This is a genomic window from Paraburkholderia sp. BR10954 (assembly GCF_040965775.1).
Taxonomy (GTDB): domain Bacteria; phylum Pseudomonadota; class Gammaproteobacteria; order Burkholderiales; family Burkholderiaceae; genus Paraburkholderia; species Paraburkholderia youngii.
In genome coordinates, this window is the sequence record NZ_JBFRCK010000257.1 from 1 (window position 1) to 350 (window position 350).

The 350-nt window shown below is 65.4% G+C and carries 1 pseudogene; it reads right to left on the reverse strand.

Going from position 1 to position 350, the window contains the following annotated elements:
• A pseudogene (locus tag AB4Y34_RS42140) lies at positions 1–350 on the reverse strand (hemagglutinin); the annotation flags it as partial.

A 350-nucleotide genomic window follows, 5' to 3' on the forward strand; every position in this document is an offset into this window, starting at 1 on the left:
TGGCGTACAGCTGCGAGCCATTGACTGCGTCGGTGCTCGTCCCGCTCAGGCGACCCGCGGCCACGTTCGTGATCGTGCGCTCGTTACCCACGCTGCCCACGCTCACCGTGCCAATCGGATTCGAACCAGCAAAGAAGTAGGTCGTGCCGCCGATGGACGTGCCGCTCGGACTCACCGCAGCCGACGTCATCGAGCCAGCGCCCAGCGCCACGTCGTTCGCGTTGTTCGACACCGCACCCATACCGATTGCCACCGAGTCCTTGCCCCGCGCCGACGAATCCGCGCCCGTCGAGTTCGCGTGGAAGTACTTCGTGCCCTTCTCGTACACGTTCGTTACCTGGTCGCCCAGG